Source organism: Chromobacterium sp. FG22 (assembly GCF_057809415.1).
In genome coordinates this window covers 1-17235 of the sequence record NZ_JBMDJX010000054.1, presented here as the reverse complement: position 1 = coordinate 17235, position 17235 = coordinate 1, and the positions used below count along the sequence as shown (strand labels likewise).

The 17235-nt window shown below is 63.2% G+C and carries 11 protein-coding genes; 5 read left to right on the top strand and 6 right to left on the bottom strand.

Going from position 1 to position 17235, the window contains the following annotated elements; translation table 11 throughout:
* The 4 genes from ACODSD_RS24495 to ACODSD_RS24480 form a co-directional block, all read left to right on the top strand.
* Positions 1–1136 (top strand): MdtA/MuxA family multidrug efflux RND transporter periplasmic adaptor subunit (locus ACODSD_RS24495; protein ID WP_488878582.1); only part of this gene is annotated, 1136 nt, incomplete at its 5' end.
* A 15-nt stretch (positions 1137–1151) separates the two neighbouring features.
* Positions 1152–4238: an MdtB/MuxB family multidrug efflux RND transporter permease subunit gene (locus ACODSD_RS24490; protein WP_488878581.1), complete on the top strand. Its 3087-nt coding sequence runs from the start codon at positions 1152–1154 to the stop codon at positions 4236–4238.
* A gap of 160 nt (positions 4239–4398) precedes the next feature.
* Complete coding sequence (locus tag ACODSD_RS24485) at positions 4399–7497, top strand: multidrug efflux RND transporter permease subunit (RefSeq protein WP_488878580.1); 3099 nt, start codon at positions 4399–4401, stop codon at positions 7495–7497.
* A 5-nt stretch (positions 7498–7502) separates the two neighbouring features.
* The gene (locus ACODSD_RS24480) at positions 7503–8894 is read left to right on the top strand and encodes an efflux transporter outer membrane subunit (protein WP_488878579.1); all 1392 of its coding nucleotides are present in this window, start codon (positions 7503–7505) and stop codon (positions 8892–8894) included.
* A 52-nt stretch (positions 8895–8946) separates the two neighbouring features.
* On the opposite strand, the gene ACODSD_RS24475 is transcribed toward ACODSD_RS24480, so the two are convergent.
* From ACODSD_RS24475 to ACODSD_RS24465, 3 genes are all read right to left on the bottom strand, one after another.
* The gene (locus tag ACODSD_RS24475; RefSeq protein WP_227108020.1) at positions 8947–9207 is read right to left on the bottom strand and encodes a hypothetical protein; all 261 of its coding nucleotides are present in this window, start codon (positions 9205–9207) and stop codon (positions 8947–8949) included.
* 622 nt (positions 9208–9829) lie between these two features.
* Complete coding sequence (locus ACODSD_RS24470; RefSeq protein WP_488878578.1) at positions 9830–10801, bottom strand: hypothetical protein; 972 nt, start codon at positions 10799–10801, stop codon at positions 9830–9832.
* Between the two features lie 54 nt (positions 10802–10855).
* On the bottom strand, positions 10856–11266 hold the full coding sequence (locus tag ACODSD_RS24465) for a CesT family type III secretion system chaperone (protein WP_081544576.1): 411 nt from the start codon (positions 11264–11266) through the stop codon (positions 10856–10858).
* A 273-nt stretch (positions 11267–11539) separates the two neighbouring features.
* On the opposite strand from ACODSD_RS24465, the gene blaCRH reads away from it, so the two are divergent.
* Complete coding sequence (blaCRH, locus tag ACODSD_RS24460; protein ID WP_107799381.1) at positions 11540–12412, top strand: CRH family carbapenem-hydrolyzing class A beta-lactamase; 873 nt, start codon at positions 11540–11542, stop codon at positions 12410–12412.
* Between the two features lie 824 nt (positions 12413–13236).
* On the opposite strand, the gene ACODSD_RS24455 is transcribed toward blaCRH, so the two are convergent.
* The 3 genes from ACODSD_RS24455 to ACODSD_RS24445 form a co-directional block, all read right to left on the bottom strand.
* Entirely contained in the window at positions 13237–13521 is a 285-nt protein-coding gene (locus tag ACODSD_RS24455; RefSeq protein ID WP_488878577.1) for a hypothetical protein, read from the bottom strand.
* A 1223-nt stretch (positions 13522–14744) separates the two neighbouring features.
* The gene (locus ACODSD_RS24450; protein WP_235088913.1) at positions 14745–15251 is read right to left on the bottom strand and encodes a hypothetical protein; all 507 of its coding nucleotides are present in this window, start codon (positions 15249–15251) and stop codon (positions 14745–14747) included.
* Between the two features lie 5 nt (positions 15252–15256).
* On the bottom strand, positions 15257–17235 hold a 1979-nt coding region (locus ACODSD_RS24445; protein ID WP_488878576.1), incomplete at its 5' end, for a hypothetical protein.

Here is a 17235-nt window from a genome sequence, read left to right as displayed (position 1 = left end):
CCGCCGGCCAACGCCGCGCCGCGCCGCCGGCGGCCGTGGGCGTGGCCGCCGCGCAGCGGCAAAACGTGCCCTTGCAGATCAGCGCGCTGGGCACCGTCAACTCCACCTACACCGTCACCGTGCGCAGCCGCGTGGACGGCCAGCTGGACAAACTGCATTTCGAGGAAGGCCAGCCGGTCAAACAAGGCCAGCTGCTGGCGGAACTGGACCCGCGCCCGTTCCAGGCCGCGCTGGCCCAGGCCGAAGGCCAGTTGCTCCGCGACCAGGCCTTGCTGCAAAACGCCCAGCTGGACCTGAACCGCTACCGCCAGCTGCTGGAGCAGAACTCCATCGCCAAACAACAGGTGGACACCCAGGCGGCGCTGGTGCGCCAGTATCAGGGCACGGTCAAGCTGGACCAGGGCGCGGTGGACAACGCCCGGCTGCAGCTCAGCTACAGCCGCGTCACCGCGCCGGTATCCGGCCGCGCCGGCCTGCGTCAGGTGGACCCGGGCAACATCGTCCACGCCAGCGACGCCAACGGCCTGGTGGTCATCACCCAGACCCAGCCCATCAACGTGCTGTTCTCGGTGCCGGAAGTCAGCCTGGGACCGGTATTGCGGGCCAGCCGCGCCAAGCCCGGCCTCGCGGTGGAAGCCTGGGACCGCGACAACCGCAACAAGCTGGCCGACGGCGCGCTGCTGGCCATAGACAACCAGCTCAACACCAGCACCGGCACCGTCAACCTCAAAGCCCGCTTCGCCAACGCCGACGAGGCCCTGTTCCCCAATCAATTCGTCAATGTGCGCCTGAGCCTGGGCGAGCAGGAAAACGCCGTCACCGTGCCGGCCGCCGCGGTGCAGCTGGGCAAGGCGGGCAGCTACGTCTACACCGTCAACGCCGACAGCAGCGTCAGCCTGAACAAGATCAGCGCCGGCGCGCGCGTCGGCGACATCGTCATCGTCGAGCAAGGCCTGCAGCCCGGCCAGCGCGTGGTGGTGGACGGCCTGGACAAGCTGCGCGACGGCGCCAAGGTCACCGTGGTGGACCGCGCCGCGCAAAACCGCCAGGCCGCCCAGGGCGCGGGCAAAAACGGGCGCCACAAGCGCGACGGCAGCGGCCCGGCCGGCAAACGCCGCGCCTCGGCGGCGCAGTAAGCGCGGAGAGACGGCATGAACCCCTCGCGCCTGTTCATCCAGCGGCCGGTGGCCACCACCTTGCTGATGGTCGCCATCCTGCTGACCGGCCTCGCCGCCTGGCGCATGCTGGCGGTGTCCGCCTTGCCGGAGGTGGACTATCCCACCATCCAGGTGGTCACCCAATACCCGGGCGCCAGCCCGGAGGTGATCACCTCTTCCATCACCGCGCCCTTGGAGCGCCAGTTCGGCCAGATGCCCGGCCTGTCGCAAATGTCGTCCACCAGCTCCGGCGGCGCTTCGGTGATTACCTTGCAGTTCGGCCTGGAACTGGGCCTGGACGTGGCCGAGCAGGAAGTGCAGGCGGCGATCAACGCCGCCGGCAATCTGCTGCCCTCCGATCTGCCCAATCCGCCGGTGTACAGCAAGGTCAATCCGGCGGACACCCCCATCATGACCATCGCAGTCACCTCGCCCACGCTGCAGCTGACCAAGCTGGAGGATCTGGTCGACACCCGGCTGGCGCAGAAGCTGTCGCAAGTGCCCGGCGTGGGCCTGGTCAGCATCAGCGGCGGCCAGCGCCCGGCGGTGCGCATCCAGACCAATCCGCGCCAGCTGGCCTCGCTGGGCCTGACGCTGGAAGACGTGCGCACCGCCATCGCCAGCGCCAACGTCAACCAGGCCAAGGGCAGCTTCGACGGCCCGCGCCAGGCCTCCACCATAGACGGCAACGACCAGCTCAAGTCCGCCGACGAATACCGCGGCGTCGTCATCGCCTACCGCAACGGCGCGCCTATCCGCCTGTCCGACGTGGCCCAGGTGGTGGATTCGGCGGAAAACACCCGCCTGGCCGCCTGGGCCGGCGCCACCCCGGCCATCATTCTCAATGTGCAGCGCCAGCCCGGCGCCAACGTGATCCAGGTGGCGGACCGCATCAAGACCCTGCTGCCGCAGCTGCGCGACGCCCTGCCCGGCGCGGTGGACGTCAAGGTGCTGAGCGACCGCACCGTGACCATACGCGCCTCGGTGGCGGACGTGGAGTTCGAGCTGATGCTGGCCATCGCCCTGGTGGTGATGGTCATCTTCCTGTTCCTGCGCAATGTGCCGGCCACCGTCATCCCCGCGGTGGCGGTGCCGCTGTCCCTGGTGGGCACCTTCGGCGTGATGTATCTGGCCGGCTTCTCCATCAACAATCTCACCTTGATGGCGCTGACCATCGCCACCGGCTTCGTCGTGGACGACGCCATCGTGATGATAGAAAACATCGCGCGCTACATCGAAGACGGCGCAACGCCGATGGCCGCGGCGCTGAAAGGCTCCAAGCAGATCGGCTTCACCATCATCTCGCTGACCATCTCGCTGATCGCCGTGCTGATTCCGCTCTTGTTCATGGGCGACGTGGTGGGCCGGCTGTTCCGAGAATTCGCCGTCACCCTGGCGGTGTCCATCCTGATCTCCGCCTTCATCTCGCTGACGCTGACGCCGATGATGTGCGCGCGCCTGCTCAAACACGTGCCGGAAGACAAGCAAGGCCGCTTCTACCACGCCAGCGGCCGCTTCTTCGACCGGGTGATCGCCCGCTACGGCCGCATGCTCAGCTGGGTGCTGGAGCGGCAGACGCTGACCCTGCTGGTGGCGCTGGCCACCGTGGCGCTGACCGCCGCGCTCTACCTGGCCATGCCCAAGGGCTTCTTCCCGCTGCAAGACACCGGCGCCATCCAGGGCGTCAGCGAGGCCTCGCAATCCATCTCCTTCAGCGCCATGGCGCGCCGGCAGGAAGCCTTGGCCCAGCGTCTGCTCAAAGACCCGGCGGTGGACAGCCTGTCCTCCTTCATCGGCGTGGACGGCAACAACGCCACGCTCAATAACGGCCGGCTGCTGATCAACCTCAAACCCAAGGCGGAACGCGACGACATCCGCACCGTGCTGGCCCGGCTGCAAAGCCAGGCCGACGCGCTGCCGGGCATGGCGCTCTACCTGCAGCCGGTGCAGGACCTGACCATAGATTCCCGCGTCAGCCGCACCCAATACCAGTTCACCCTGCAAGCCACCAGCGCCGAGGACCTGTCCGCCTGGACGCCCAAGCTGGTGGAGACGCTGCGCCGGCTGCCGCAGCTGGCCGACGTGGCCAGCGATTTGCAGGACCAGGGCCTGCAGGCCTACGTCAACATCAACCGCGACACCGCCGCGCGCCTGGGCGTCAGCACCGCCGCCATCGACAACGCGCTCTACGACGCCTTCGGCCAGCGGCTGATCTCCACCATTTTCACCCAGACCAATCAATACCGCGTGGTGCTGGAAGTGGACCCGCAGCACCAGCAAGACCCGCTGTCGCTGAAAAGCCTGTACGTGCCCACCGCCAACGGCGGACCGGTGCCGCTGGACGCGGTGGCCAGCATAGAGGAGCGCCCCGCCGCGCTCGCCGTCAACCACCTGGGGCAATTCCCCACCGCCACCGTGTCCTTCAATCTGGCGCCGGGCGCCTCCTTGGGCGCGGCGGTGGACGCCATCCGCCAGGCCGAGGCCGAGCTGGGCCTGCCGGCCAGCATAGACACCAAGTTCCAGGGCGCGGCGCTGGCCTTCCAGGCTTCGCTGTCCAACACCCTGTGGCTGATCCTGGCCGCCGTCGTCACCATGTACATCGTGCTGGGCGTGCTCTACGAAAGCTATATTCATCCCATCACGATTCTCTCCACCCTGCCCTCGGCCGGCATCGGCGCGCTGCTGGCCTTGCTGCTATCCGGCAACGATCTATCGGTCATCGCCATCATCGGCATCATTCTGCTGATCGGCATCGTCAAGAAAAACGCCATCATGATGATAGATTTCGCGCTGGAGGCCGAGCGAGAGCGCGGCATGAGCCCGCGCGACGCCATCTACCAGGCCTGCCTGCTGCGCTTCCGCCCCATCCTGATGACCACACTGGCCGCGCTGCTGGGCGCGCTGCCGCTGATGCTGGGCGGCGGCATGGGTTCCGAGCTGCGCCAGCCGCTGGGCGTGGCCATGGTGGGCGGCCTGCTGCTCAGCCAGGTGCTGACCCTGTTCACCACTCCGGTGATCTACCTGGCCTTTGACCGGCTGGGCAAACGCTTTGGCGCCAAGACGGCGGAGGCGGAAGCATGATTTTTATTCGCCACGGAAGCACACGGAAAAACACGGAATTCCGTGACATTTTCGACAGGATCGCCCTTAGCCAAACAACGCTAACCACCATCAAACCCTTGCATGGCTGGTTTTTGTCCGTGTCCTTCCATGTGTTTCCGTGGCCGATGAGGATTTTCTCGTGATCCCCTCCGCCCCCTTCATCCGCCGGCCGGTGGCCACCACCTTGCTGACCCTGGCCATCCTGCTGGCCGGCTTGCTGGCCTTCAAGCTACTGCCGGTGTCACCGCTGCCGCAGGTGGACTTCCCCACCATCTCCGTCAGCGCGCGCCTGCCCGGCGCCAGCCCGGAAACCATGGCCGCCACCGTGGCCACCCCGCTGGAACGGGCGCTGGGCCGCATCGCCGGCGTCACGGAAATGACCTCGTCCAGCGCCCTGGGCTCTACCCGCGTCACCCTGCAGTTTGAGCTGGACCGCGACATCGACGGCGCCGCGCGCGACGTGCAGGCGGCCATCAACGCCGCCCGCTCGCTGCTGCCCACCGGCATGCCGTCCAACCCCACCTACCGCAAGGTCAACCCCGCCGACGCGCCCATCATGATCATCGCGCTGACCTCGGACAGCCTGAGCCGCGGCCAGATGTACGACGCCGCCGACACCATACTCGGCCAGAAGCTGGCCCAGGTGGAGGGCATAGGCGACGTCAACGTGGGCGGCGGCGCGCAGCCGGCGGTGCGGGTGGAGCTGAACCCGCGCCAGCTCAACCACTACGGCATCGGCATGGAAACCGTGCGCAGCGCCATCGCCGGCACCAACGCCAACCGGCCCAAGGGCTTTCTGGAAAACGACGAGCGCCACTGGCAGGTGCAGGCCAACGACCAGGCCACCAAGGCCAGCGACTACCTGCCGCTGATCGTCAGCTACAAAAACGGCGCCGCGGTGCGCATCGCCGACGTGGCCGAGGTCAAGGACTCCGTGGTGGACCTGCGCAACGCCGGCCTTCTGGGCCGGCAGCCGGCGGTGATGCTGATGCTGTTCCGCCAGCCCGGCGCCAACATCATCGAAACCATAGACCGGGTCAAGGCGCTGCTGCCGCAGCTGCAAGCCTCCATCCCCGCCGCCATCAACATGCAAGTGGTGATGGACCGCAGCCCCACCATCCGCGCCTCGCTGCAGGAAGTGGAGCGCTCTCTGCTGATCTCGGTGGCCCTGGTCATCCTGGTGGTCTTCCTGTTCCTGCGCAACGGCCGCGCCACCGCCATCCCCGCCATCACCGTGCCCGTGTCCCTGGTGGGCGCCTTCTCCGTGATGTACCTGGCCGGCTTCTCCCTCAACAACCTCAGCCTGATGGCGCTGACCATCGCCACCGGCTTCGTCGTCGACGACACCATCGTGGTGCTGGAAAACATCGCCCGCCACATCGAAGACGGCATGAAACCGATGCAGGCCGCCTTGCGCGGCGCGCGCGAAGTGGGCTTCACCGTGCTGTCCATGAGCGTCTCGCTGATCGCCGTCTTCATTCCCATTCTGCTGATGGGCGGCGTGATCGGCCGGCTGTTCCGCGAATTCGCCGTCACCCTGTCCGTGGCCATCCTGGTGTCGCTGCTGGTCTCGCTGACCACCACGCCCATGCTCTGCGCGCGCTGGCTCAAACCACGCGAAGAACGGCCTCCCGGCCGGCTGTTTCAATGGAGCGAGCGCGTCTTCGACGCCATGCTGGACGGCTATCGCCGCAGCCTGGACTGGGCCTTGCGCCACGGCCCGCTGATGATGCTGATCCTGGCCGCCACCATAGGCCTCAACGTCTACCTCTATCTGGCGGTGCCCAAGGGCTTCTTCCCGCAGCAAGACACCGGCCGGCTCAACGGCATGATACGCGCGGACCAGAACATCTCCTTCCAGGCCATGCAGCAAAAGCTGCAGCGCTTCATCACCGTGGTCAGCCAAGACCCGGCGGTGGACGCCGTGCTCGGCTTCACCGGCGGCGGCCAACGCAACAGCGCCAATATGTTCGTCAGCCTCAAGCCGCTGAGCCAACGCGGAGAAAGCTCGGATCAAGTCATTGCCCGGCTGCGCAAAACCCTGGCGCGCGAACCCGGCGCCCAGCTCTTTTTGCAGGCGGTGCAGGACATCCGCATCGGCGGCCGTTCCAGCAACGCCCAGTACCAATACACCCTGCAAGGCGATGATCTGGCCGAACTGCGCGAATGGACGCCCAAGGTGCAGCAAGCGCTGATGAAGCTGCCCATGCTGGCCGACGTCAACACCGACCAGGAAGTCAAAGGCCTGCAAACCACCCTGGTCTTCGACCGCGACGCCATGGCGCGGCTGGGCCTGACCCAGGCCCAGGTGGACGCCGCGCTCAACGACGCCTTCGGCCAGCGCCAGGTATCCACCATCTACAACGCGCTCAACCAATACCGCGTGGTGATGGAAGTGGCGCCGCAATACTGGCAAGGCCCGGACGGCCTGGACAGTATCTTCCTGCAAACGCCGGGCGGCCAGCCCACCCCGCTGTCCGCCGTCGCCCGCTGGGCGCCCGGCAACACCGCGCTGTCGGTCAACCACCAAAGCCAGTTCGCCGCCGCCACCGTCTCCTTCAACCTGCCGCCGGGCGCCGCGCTGTCCGACGCCACCGACGCCATCAACCAGGCGCTGGCCGGCGTCGGCCTGCCCAGCAGCATTCACGGCAGCTTCCAGGGCAGCGCCAAAACTTTCCAGGCCTCGCTGGACAGCCAGCCGCTGCTGATCCTGGCCGCGCTGATCGCCGTCTACATCGTGCTGGGCATGCTGTATGAAAGCGTGGTGCACCCGGTCACCATCCTCTCCACCCTGCCCTCCGCCGGCGTCGGCGCGCTGCTGGCCATCATCGCCACCGGCGGCGAATTCAACGTCATCGCGCTGATAGGCGTGCTGCTGCTGATCGGCATCGTCAAAAAGAACGCCATCATGATGATAGACTTCGCGCTCAACGCCGAGCGCGAACAGCAGATGACGCCGGAACAGGCGATACGCCAGGCCTGCCTGCTGCGCTTCCGCCCCATCATGATGACCACGCTGGCCGCGCTGTTCGGCGCGCTGCCGCTGGCCCTGGGCCGCGGCGACGGCGCCGAGATGCGCACCCCGCTGGGCATCTCCATCGTCGGCGGCCTGCTGCTCAGTCAACTGCTGACCCTGTACACCACCCCCATCGTCTACCTGTATCTGGACCGCTTCCGGCTGTGGTGCCGCCGCAGGCGGCCCGCGCGCGCCGCGCTGAACCGCGGAGCCGAGGAATGAAACCAATGAAAACACTAAGCCTTCCGCTGGCCTGCGCGCTGCTGCTGGCCGGCTGCGCGCTGGGCCCGGACTACGCCAAGCCCAAGCTGGAGGTGCCGGCCGCATACAAAGAAGACGGCCGCTGGAAAAGCGCTCAACCTCAAGACGGCCTTTCGCGCGGCGACTGGTGGCGCATCTACCAGGACCCGCGGCTGGACCAGTTGATGGACACCCTGAACCGGCAAAGCCCCGGCATCGCCCAGGCCGAAGCCCAATACCGCCAGGCCCAGGCGCTGCTGAAGCAGGCCGAAGCCGGGCTCTTTCCCAGCCTGGGCCTCAGCGCCGGCCAAAGCCGCGGCGTCAGTTCCCCCGGCCAGGCCACGTCCACCAGCTATAACCTGAGCGCCAACGCCAGCTGGGAACTGGACCTGTGGGGCGGCCTGCGCCGCTCCGTGGAAGCCGGCTCCGCCAAAGCCCAAGCCAGCGCCGCGCAACTGGCGGCGATACGCCTCAGCGCCCAGGCGCAGCTGGCCACCGCCTATCTGCAAATCAGCGTTGCCGACCTGCAACTGCGGCAACTGCAAGCCAATGAACAAGCGCTGGCGGAAACGCTGAAGCTGACCCGCAATCAATACCAGGCCGGCATTGTTTCCGACGCCAACGTGGCCCAGGCCGAAAGCCAATGGCAAAGCGCCCAGGCGCAGCGGGCGGACAAGCAGCTGACCCGCGCCCAGCTGGAACACGCCATCGCCGCCGCGCTGGGGCAGACGCCGGCCAGCTTCAGCCTGCCGGCGGCCGGCGCCGAACCGCGCTTGCCCAGCATCCCCGCCGGCCTGCCCTCGCAACTGCTGGAACGCCGCCCGGACATCGCCGCCGCCGAACGCGCGGTGGCGCAGGCCAACGCCGAAATCGGCGTGGCCCAGGCCGCCTTCTTCCCCACCCTCACCCTGTCCGCCAGCGGCGGCTATCGCGGCGCCAGTTTCGCCGACTGGGTCAGCCTGCCCAACCGCGTCTGGTCGCTGGGCCCGGCGCTGGCGCTCAGCCTGTTCGACGCCGGCCTGCGCAGCGCCCAGAAAGAGCAAGCCGTCGCCGCCTACGACGCCAGCGTCGCCGGCTACCGCCTGACCGTGCTGTCCGCCTTCCAGAGCGTGGAAGACAATCTGGCCGCGCAAAGACTGCTGGGCGAGGAAGCCGCCTCGCAACAGGCCGCGCTGGACGCCGCCCGGCGCGCGGAAACCATCGTGCTGAACCAGTACCGCGCCGGCACCGTCAGCTATCTCAATGTCTTAAGCGCGCAAAGCGGCCGCATCAACGCGGAAACCACGCTGTGGAACGTGAAGAACCGGCAATACGCCGGCAGCGTGGCGCTGATCGCCGCGCTGGGCGGCGGCTGGCAGGAGCCGACGCCAGCCCCATAGCGAGCGGCGGCGCCTAGGGCGGGAGATTGCAAGACCCGCGGAGCGCCCCCTCTCACCCCTCATCGCTCAAAGCCGTGGCCGCCTCCTCGCGCACATTGTCCAGCATGCCGTGGTAGTCCTCCATCGCCCAACGCACCAAGCGACACAAGCCGGCGATGGGCACACCGTCCTCGGCATCCAGACTCAGGCACAAGCGCTCCGCCGCCTCCACGGCGGGGATCACCAGGTCCAAAGCCTCCAGCCCCAGCTGGCTCGCGTCCAGCACGCGGCCCAGCAACTGCCGGCGCTCGTCTACCTCGCATAGGGCGTTCATAGCCGCGCCTCCTGTGGCCAGGACAGCGGATCAAGAGAAAAACGGGGAGAAAAAAGGAAGGATCGCATCGCGGCCTCCAAGTCGTTTCCTGAGAGAAGGCCCGCTCGAGCGGCAGGTTTGAGCAGGCTCGTGACAAGGGTAGAAGACCGGTTCACTCGACCAAAGACCGGTAGCCCGTTAAGGCTCCCTGCCACGGCCCGCCCAGGATGGGCATGCATGGCAGCAGACGTAGAAGTGCCAAAGCGGACACCTCCTGTCTGCGATCAAGTGACTCTGGGCTTCTACTCCCGGCGCGGCGTGATTGGGTGCAGCGCGAGCCACAGGGTACTGAGCCGGGCAAGCAGCGTCAAGGCGCCGGCGTCGCGGACGGAAAGAAAGCCAAACGGCGTGCTTCCCATGTGGGCGCACGCCGTTTCCACAGCCACCCATCAGGCGGATGGGCGGAGACTAACAAAACTCAGTTTTACGACCTAGGCAAGTCGGCGCAACGCAGCATCAGGCGTTTTGTCAGCCGTTCTTAGAACCGCTAACAAAACCGAGCAGCGTACCTGAGCCAAGGCGCGCCGACGCAGGCAGTACAAGTAGTACGGCAAGGAGGCGCAACGCAGGATCAGGGGTTTTGTTAGCGGGTCTTATTGAACCAGCCCGCCATCTGCAGCTTCTTGACGTTGACATTGCGCGCCGGGCTGTCCTTGCCCAACACCTGATCGAACTCGCGCATCGCCGCCAGATAATCGCCCTTCAAAGGCTCCGGCACAAAGCGATAGCCGCCCTTGACGTAGTCATGCACGATCTCGCTCATCACGCTGCGGCACACCGCGCCGCGCTCGCCCGTCTTGAACATCAGGCCAAAATCCACCGGCACCACCTTGCCGCCCTCGGTTTTGACGAAATTGGCCGAAGACGGGTCCCCCATCATGAAGCCCAGGCGGAACAACTCGCCCACCGCGCCCTTCACCTCCTCCGTGGTCGGCGTCGAGCCGGCGATAAAGGGCATCGCCAGCGTATCACCCTGCATCCGCGCCTCCGGCAGGGCCCGCTGGCTGGCCTTGAGATGGCTATTGCACATCGCCAGCTCATGAGCGACGGCACCCTTGTCCATCGCCTTGAAGGATTTGACCACCATATCCCCGGCCTGCTGCACTCGGCCGCGAGAGCCGGCGGCGCTGAAACCCTTGCCGGCGCCATCGGCCTCGGCGCGCGGCGCGGACTGAACCGGCCGCTTCTCCGCCACTGGAACGGCCTCGTCGGCAAAACGCAAACGGCGGGTACGGCTAGCGGCAGCCGGCTCATCCGCCTGCGGCTGGGCGCGACGGCCATTGGAGACGGTATTCAGGCTGGTGATCAGATCGACCAGGCGGAAACGGCGCGACCCCGACTCCGCCTGCTGCGGGTCCAACTTGCGCAGAAACTCGCTGGCGCGTCGGGTCTGATCCGGATGCAGCAAATAAGAACGGCCGGTGTACAACACCAGAGTGCCGTCCTTGCGCATGCCGATGCGCGCCTTGTCGGCGTTCACATCGGCGCAGCTCTCGTGCAAAGCCTGGGCGGAGTGCAGCCCGCGCATGGGGATATGGGTGGAAATCGTGCTCATGAGTGTCCTTTTCTTAGGAGTTTGCCCATCAGGGCTTATAGGCGGAACAAGGGTTTAACAAACGACAAGTTCGTCCACCGCCGACAACAACTCTTCGGCGCAGACAATCACGGCGTCCAGGGCGGACGCCATCGACGGCAAATCGCAGCCCTGGCACGGCAAACGCAACCAGCAGCCCAACCGCTCGTCCTGATCCAGGCTGACCACCGGCTGCCAGGCTTGAATCGCCAGCTGATTGCGGCGCAAGGCCTGCGCCAACACGGCGGGACCGGGCGACGGCAAGGCGTCGCCAAGGTCCGCCTGCATGAACCAGCTATCCTGATCGAGGCAGACAAAATGGAGGGAGAAGCGCTGCTCCAACTGCAGACTGAGCACCTCCTGATCCGCGGCCAGTTCCGGCGCGTCAAAACCCAGGTGTTGCAACAGCTCCGCGACGCAGCGATGAAAAGCGATCAGGTCCGGCATGAAAATCCTACAAGCGAAATGGCGAATGCCGCTTTATACCTTCGCCGGTGCGCGGCGCACTTCCAGAATTCGCCCAAGCGTGCCGCCTGCGCCGGCATGACGCAGCCCCTCCTCAGACGGCCCCGCGCCTGATTACGCCCGGCGGCGACACCCCGCCTCACCGCCGCCCCCGGCGCAAAAAGTTACAGACGTTACAGTTTGCGCGATTTACAGCCCAAGCCTTCGCCATCAGGATAGCGCCACACTTTCCCACCAGACAGAAGGACCCAAACCATGTTCAAGCATCTGATTTTATTCGCATCGCTAGCCGCGCCGCTGACCCAGGCCGTCGCCGCGGACCCGCTCGCCGTCGCCGCCGACAAGCTGGCCAAACTGGAGCGCGATTTTGGCGGCAGCATCGGCGTCTACGCCATCGACACCGGCTCCGGCGCCACCGTGGCCAATCGTCCCAACGAACGCTTTCCCATGTGCAGCTCCTTCAAAGGCTTTCTGGCGGCGGGGGTGCTGGCGCAGAGCCAAGCAAAACCGGGCCTGCTGGACAAACGCATCCGCTACAGCAAGACGACTCTGCCTAACTGGTCCCCGATTACGACTAAAAACCAGGCAAACGGCATGACCGTGGCCGAACTCAACGCCGCCTCCGTGCAATACAGCGACAACGGCGCGGCCAATCTGCTGCTCGAGGAAATCAACGGCCCCGCCGCGCTGACCGCCTTCATGCGCTCCATCGGCGACGCCAGCTTCCGCCTGGATCGCCGGGAGCCGGAACTGAACTCCGCCATCCCCGGCGACCCGCGCGACACCTCCACCCCCAAGGCGGTGGCGGAGAGCATGCAAAAGCTGACGCTGGGCAAGGTGCTGCCGGAGCCGCAACGCCAACAGCTGGCGGACTGGCTGAAAGGCAACACCACCGGCAACGCCAGAATCCGCGCCGCGGTGCCGGCCGGCTGGGATGTGGGGGACAAAACCGGCACCTGCGGCGTCTACGGCACCGCCAACGACTTCGCGGTGATCTGGCCGCCCAAGCGTGCGCCCATCGTGCTGGCGGTCTACACCAAGCACGCCAAGAAAGAAGCCAAGCACAGCGACGAGGTGATCGCCGCCGCGGCGCGGGCGGCGTTGGAAGCGTTCAACGTGAAGAAATAAGGCGGGATGAGGCGCGGCCGAGGGGCCGCGTTGCTGGTAGCGGGCCATGACGTAGGTTCAAGCTCCATCGGCGCAGGTTTCGCTTCGAAGCAATGCGAAACCCTTGCCTCCCCGCCACAAGCACGTGATAATCCGGCCGTGCTGTTTATAGCACCGGGATTAGCGTTCCGAAACACTATGGCGGACAGCCGCACATGCGGCATTTTTTTGTCCGGACACACTATAGATGCGTCTGCTTTCAGGCGGGTCATGGTGGGAGCGTGCTTGCACGCGCCGGTTCCATAGTGCCGGTAACGCTAATCCTGCCATGTTCCCGCCGCCCCGGTTAGCGTCGGACGGTGGGCTTCATCGCTCACTATTGGAGGCTTACCATGCCTAGCACCATGCCTTCCCAGTCCCATTACATCCCAAGCCTGTCAACCTTGCTGCTCCAACTGAAAAGCTTGCGTCAGCAGGATGCCACGCTCCACCCGATTGACCTGCTATTGCGGCAGCTCGACGAATCCCGCCAGCACTTCGATCACAGCCTTCATCTGCTCAGCCTGGAATTAATCAAGTCAGCGCCGCCTTGTCGGCGCTGGCGGCAATGCTGGAGCAATCCAAGCTAGACACGCTGGAATGCGAGCAGGTGTATTGCCTGCTGGAACCCTTCGCCCACCGCTTGCAGCAAACCACGATGCGGATGCAGGAATTGGCTTGAGCCTTATAAACGACCAAAGCCCCGCGAGGGGCTTTGGGGAGGCTTGGGCTTATAAATTACGGCGCGGCCTAAAGGTAATGTCTTGCCAAGCTACCGTGTGTGCAAGCCTTTTGGCTTGCACACGCTACTTGCTCGGCCTCTCCCATTTCTGAATGGTTACCCCTTGCTGCACCACCACAGCAAGGAATGAGACAACCACATTCATATCTACCTTAATAGCAAGCCGGTACCTGATATATGAAATTGCCAAAACACCGCTTCGGCTATCTAACAATCGAAAATCACTTAAATCTTTCTCTGAAAACTCCTCAAAGTTGCCAATATCCCCTCCCTTAAGCAATGAGACATCTCTGCCAAGCACCAATCCAATTTTATGAATAACATCCGGACTAGGAATTACATTGCTCATTTTTTAATTTCCATTATTCAGCAGAACACAACCTTGCGCTGCCCTTAGCATAACACGAACTACCACCCTGGAAGTCCACGAACCGAGACACTCCCAGGAACGCCCATAGAATTGAAATTGCCTAGCTGGGTAATTAGGCCTCCATAACCGAGATCTATTCGATTTCTCCCAAAAGACACATTCCGAATTGCCATATCAGCAATTGCCCGATCAGTATAAACAAAATTTTTCCGCCTCAAACCCAAAAACTCGCTCTGAAAATTACTCAAATTAGATTGAGCAAGAGATCCTGACAGCTCTGCCGGAACTCGCCCATAAATTTCCTTATACGTAGAAATAGTATTTTCGAGAGCTACACGAGTAAGGCTCCCACCTTCAAGTTTCAACTTGATCGATTCACCAGAAGATGTAACTACTCGATTGTCCAAATAGAATTGTGGACTACCATCAACAATGCTGACTAGACCAACAGTATGAGTTTCACCTGCAGCCTTAACAAGCACAGCCCCCTCCCCAGAATGAGCGTCTAAAGATACTGACAAATCAGACTTGTGGAAAGTAACTGTCTTGGGACTAACTCCAATACTTTGTGCCCCCCTCCGGCACCGCATACATCCTCAGCCCCGGTGTACTCTGCTCCGCCAAGCGATCCAGTCTCGGCCCAAACGCTTCCACAGCATCCCGTGCCAGCAAACGCGTGCCCATACCTGCTTCAACGCTCAGACTGGACCCTCGTAGCAAACGTGACCCTGGCGCCCAAGACAGCAAGGCATTGCCGGCCAATGCGCCTGCCTGCTCCGCGCTCAGTTTCCCAGGATTTCGCATAATACATCAGCTCGCCCGCCGCTTACCGCAAACCACAATGCAAATACAGAAACTGGCTTGAGCCTTATGAACGACCAAAGCTCCGGGAGGGGCTTTTGGTGAGGCTTGGGCTTATAAGTTACGGCGCGGCCTAAAGGTAGTGTTGCCAAGCTACCGCGTGGGCAAGCCTTGTGGCTTGCCCCCCTACTTGCTAAAGAGTTATTGATACCTTTAGCTGAGCTAGTAGCCGAAGCGGCCCTATAAAATCAGCTTACCCAGGCACGGCGACTCTAGTAGCTCCCGTGTTGTGAGCAACAATCGGCGCATCCCCTATGGGAATACGCCGATCTTCGATAGCAAGTCATGATCAGGTAGTGTTGCTCGTTCAACTCACGGGCATGACCTCCGGTCAGCCCGCCCTACCTAACTTTGTCAATATCAGCCAAAATCGCTTGCAATCGTTCGAGACTCAATGCGGACAGATGTACGTCAAACGCAGGGGACTTGTGCTCAAGCACTAGTTGCCCATCGGCTTTTACATGCAATACCTGCATACCTAAGGAGACTGATGCACCAGGTGCAATAACTCTCAGCCTATCCAAGGCTGCGAGTGGAATGCTAATTTCGCAAAAATCCTCGAAGTCAAGAACTTCAATTCGACCTTCATCAAGACGATTCCGTAAAGTCACATTTCCATTCCTGGAAATATGAGGAGCAGACTCAGAATGGCGCGCAACACTTTCCGCAATCTGAGCCAAAGACGCCCCTATATTTCGAGAATTATCCGCCACCAACAAGCATGACGTATGCAAAACCCCCTTTATGTCAGCTAATGCATGATTTGGTGGCAGCCTAGGAAAGTAAAATCTAGGTTGACCACTTAATATTTCAGACTGACACAGCTCACAAATTTGATTGTTACTCATTATGTTTACATCCCCGGCAGCCAGCTAGACCAATCTTCAAACTGTGTGAAAGATTTTTGTCGACCATCTGCTGCACTCTTAATAATTGACTGCTCTTGCTGAAAGGCTCGCAGCACAAATCGATCACTCGAGCTTGGATCAATACCATATGGATGAGAGTGACCAGACCATTTCCAGCCATTCCCAACATACTGTTCCGGAATCATCATTTGCGTTGGATCACCCTGTAGCAATACACGCTGCCCCTCTGGGCCTCGCAATAGTGAAAACTCGTTACCTGTTGCAGCCTGCAATCTTCCTAGATCGCTAACCTTTACTTCTCGGCGTCCTAAATTGTCAACAATGTTTACAACTGATTGTTTCCCGCCAGCATCTTCGACAAGTACGCGCCTTGCATCACTAAATTTATCTAGAATCGACTGAGTACGAGGTGAAATGTTGCTACCGAACATATCTAGTACAGCGCCATCACTACTTTGTACCAATAGTCCCTTGCTTGGAACCACACGCCCTTCCTCCACCGCATACATCCTCAGCCCCGGTGTGCTCTGCTCCGCCAAGCGATCCAGCCTCGGCCCAAACGCTTCCACAGCATCCCTTGCCAGCAAACGCGTGCCCATACCTGCTTCAACGCTCAGACTGGACCCTCGTAGCAAACGTGACCCTGGCGCCCAGGACAGCAAGGCATTGCCGGCCAATGCGCCTGCCTGCTCCGCACTCAGTTCTCCGGGATTCTTCGCATAATACATCAGCTCGCCCGCAGTCCTGCCTAGCGCATCCGGCAAACCTCGTACCAACGCAGCATTACGCGCGGCAGCGCCGCGGTCATCGATCAAGCCTCCGCTGAGCAGACTCGCCGCCAGATAGCCTTGGTCGCTGATCAATTGGGCCATTCCCAGGCTGCCATCGATCACTGTGTCCAACATGCTGCCTGCAAAGCGTTGCAGAGTGCCCGGACGGGAGGCTCTCACCGTGACCGGCTCAAGCTCTATGGTGTCCTCCCAATTAAATCCCTCAGTCGAGCTCGCCTTGGTCGCTATTGCCCGTTGCGCGGCCCCTTCCACAAAGAAGCCAGGACCGGCGTCACCAATCACCCTCACCCCACGCCTATCGTAGCGGGGCTGCTTGGTCTCCTCCATCGCTTGAGCCATGCGCTCTTGCTCTAGCTTAGACTTGGACTGCTCCTTATCCCGGGCTTGGATACCATTCACCACCTGATCGCCCAGCGCGCTGCCAAACGATTCCGCTGCGATCGCGCTCCAGTTAGGACGTTGGCCGGTCAGCTGCGACTGGATACCACCCGACACTAGGCCGCGCAGCGTGCCGTAGCCCACACTGGCTACCGGATTCTCGCTGCTCCACCCCAAGCCCTCCGCCATCCAGCCGCTGGCCCCGGCCGCCGCGCCACTGGCCGCCACCGCGGTCCAGCTGAAGCGCTTCTGCAAACCGGTAGCCACCGCCACGCCCTGGGTCAAGGCGTTACCCGCCGCCGCCCGCAGCGCGATCGGCGCGTTTTTCAGCGAGTCGCCCAACATCCCAGCGCCCACGCCGGCGCTCACCCCCGCGCCAAGGGCGCTCAAGCCCACCTGGCTCCACGAGAACTGATCCTGCATCCCCATCGCCATCGCCACGCCCTGGCTGGCCATTGAAGCCACCGCGCCCGCTGCCGCATAGCCGGCAAAGGTGGCCGCGGCGCTCGCTGTCGCGGCTACACCTGCTGCCGCTGGCGCCGCCCCTAGTAGGGGGATCAGCGCCTGGCTAAAAATCGGACCCAGCGTCACCACCGCCACCACGGCGACAATAACAACGAAGATAGCGCCGAAACCGCCGCAGCCCCCTCCGCCCCCGCCTTGCTGCGGCGGCGGCGGCGGATCCGGCAGCGTCGGCGTCACATCGCCTATTGCCTCGCCCGGGTTGTACACCCGGTAAGTGCCGCTGTTGTTGTGCACATTCGTCACTTTGTTCGGCACTTTCAGCACTTGGC